The organism is Streptomyces sp. NPDC046557 (assembly GCF_040645975.1).
Taxonomy (GTDB): domain Bacteria; phylum Actinomycetota; class Actinomycetes; order Streptomycetales; family Streptomycetaceae; genus Streptomyces.
In genome coordinates this window covers 1-2,324 of sequence record NZ_JBEYZH010000046.1, presented here as the reverse complement: position 1 = coordinate 2,324, position 2,324 = coordinate 1, and the positions used below count along the sequence as shown (strand labels likewise).

Annotated in this window: 2 protein-coding genes; both read right to left on the bottom strand. The window is 69.3% G+C overall.

Annotated elements, in window-relative coordinates; translation table 11 throughout:
- Positions 1 to 1,515: 1,515 nt before the first annotated feature.
- Positions 1,516 to 1,806 (bottom strand): hypothetical protein, encoded by a 291-nt coding sequence (locus ABZ934_RS32425; protein WP_361320147.1) that lies wholly within the window; start codon positions 1,804 to 1,806, stop codon positions 1,516 to 1,518.
- The gene (locus ABZ934_RS32420; RefSeq protein WP_361320145.1) at positions 1,803 to 2,159 is read right to left on the bottom strand and encodes a hypothetical protein; all 357 of its coding nucleotides are present in this window, start codon (positions 2,157 to 2,159) and stop codon (positions 1,803 to 1,805) included. Before ABZ934_RS32420 ends, ABZ934_RS32425 begins: the two co-directional genes overlap by 4 nt.
- Between the last annotated feature and the right edge of the window lie 165 nt (positions 2,160 to 2,324).

Genomic DNA, 2,324 nt, shown 5'->3' with positions numbered 1-2,324 from the left:
CTTCCTTTGTTCTTCGTTTTGTTCTTGCGTTTCCGACTCTATCAGACTCTTTCGTGTCCGATTCCCGGTCGAAGCGGGGTTCGCTTTCCAGTTCTTCGCTTTCGCGCTTTCCCTTTCCGGCGAGTCCGACTCTATCAGAACTTTTCCACCGGATTTCCCGGCTTCAGAATCCTGGTCGACGAGTCGAGGCGCCCCGGTCGGATTGCCTTCCTCGGGGGCTTGCTGCCGAACCTCTCAGCTCCAGGCAACCGTTCTACTCTACCTCTCTCCCCCCGCACGGTCAAAATCGTCCCGGGCGGCTAGAACGGGCGGCGCGCATGGGCTGCTTGAGCCCCTGGAGGACGTAGCGCATCCACGGGCTGCGGACGGCCGGAAGCGGACCAAGGCGTCCCGGAACGTTTCGGGGTCGGCCCGGAACAGATGACGGGGGCACGGGGCGGGCGGGTCGTCGCGGAGGAGGCCGCCAGGCGAGGGAAGCCGGCCACAGCCAAACCTTGAACGGCAGCGGCACCGGATACGCCGAAGCGGCCGGCCGGCCGGGGGCCAGGTCCTACCCGTCTCTGAATGGACCGGCACGAGAACGATCTCCGCGTCCGTGTCGGAGACGGGCAGTCCCGGCCGGCCAAGACAGCGCGTCCCGCCGGCGGCCCCCCAGGCAGCAGGGCGTCGAGGGCCGCGTTGGAAGACTTCGGCGATCAGGACCTCCGGAACCGTCACCGGCCGGTCTTCAGAGGCCGCCCACAGGTGTGCGGTCGCCCTCGGCCGAGAGCGCCTCTTAAGACCGCGGTGCGGCATCGGCGCCGTCGACGGGGAGACGGCGTACGGCATCGGGTGCGAGCCACACCGCCTGCCGGCGCGAGCAGTCGTCGATCCGGTTCGCCATCGGCAGACCACACGCCTGGTACGCCATGTCGGGGCCGCAGCATGAGCCGCCTCTCTTTCTCGGGGAGCAGCACGGTGCCACGGGCGCCGCTGTGAGCGATGACGACCGCGCCGGGTGCGCCGTCGGACAGGGCGAAGACGGGCGCAAGGACGCTGCGGGCCGCCGCCTCGTCCGGGTCGATCCCCTCCCACCTCCGCCACGGCGGCCTCCAAGGCTCCGGCTTCACCGCGAACGTCCCCGCCTCCATGAGCACCCCGTTCGCGTCGCTGTGCGGGCAAGTGGTGCGACCGGGTCGAGCTTGCCGTTCGGGAGGGGACTGACCTCGGGCGCCCGCTCCAGCGGCTTGAATCGGGCGGACGCGGCCAAGACCCGCAGACCGCCAACCCGGCTGCTGGAGACTGACGTTGTGATCGACAACTTCTTCGTGATCGTCACCGGTTTGCCGGCCAGCGGCAAGAGCACCCTGGCCCTCGGGCTCGACCCGGAACTGGACCTCCCGCTCGGCGACCGTCTCGATAGCTGGGCGTCCCCCCAGGCCCTCTCGGGCCGGCCGGCACGACCTGCCCCTCGACACCACCCAGCCCGTCGACCTCGGGCTCTGGAACTCACCCCGCCTCGCCTCGGCTTCAACGTCAGAGGTTGACCCGCTTGAGGTACACGCGGCTTCGGTGGGGGACGGTCTGGTACCAGAGCATCAGGTGCTCGTCCTCGTACGTACGCAGCCGCATCGGGTGGGGGTCCTCGTAGAGACTGCCGTCCTTGGGGTCGATGGCCATGGAGGCCAGGTCGACCAGGCCGTCCATCACGGCGCCGACGAGGCTCTGCTGCTCGGGGGGCATGTCACCGAGCACCCACACGCGGCCGGGATCACATTCCCATGCCCAGCCGCTGTCGTTCTCGACGCCCTCCCCACGCGAAGTCACAGACCGATCTCCGCCTGGGCCTCGGCGAGGATGCGGCTGCTCGTCTCCATGGCGGCCCGGAACTCCTCTTCCGTCGCCCGCGGGTCCCCGGCGACGCGTTCCGCCTCCAGGAGCGCCGCCGACCGCGCCGGCCACCGGTGGATCGCCACATGCGTCGCCCACTTGATCAGGAAGAACCGCAGCGGGTTGATGGCGCCGGTCTCCGCGGCCCGGTCGAACGCCTCGTTGCATTCCTTGTCGAGCACGGCCAGGCTCGCCATGTCGATCCGCCGCACCGCGTCCCGCAGCGCTTCGCGCGTCATGGCCGGCTGAGGGATGAGCGGGCCACCGGCGTCCAGCTGCTGTGCTGTCATCTGCCCTCCATGGGAACGCGGCCAGGATACCCAGCCCCGCCCTCCGGCAGAGCGCCTTCGATCCCGGTAGACGGCCGGTGAACGCAGAAAAGCCCCGCACCGAACCCGGTAAAGGGCTGGTGCGGGGCTTCCGCAATGATTGTTCGGCGGCGTCCTACTCTCCCA

Coding starts and splice junctions, on each gene's coding strand:
- ABZ934_RS32420 (WP_361320145.1), bottom strand. CDS start 2,159: ATGACAGCACAGCAGCTGGACGCCGGTGGCCCGCTCATCCCTCAGCCG.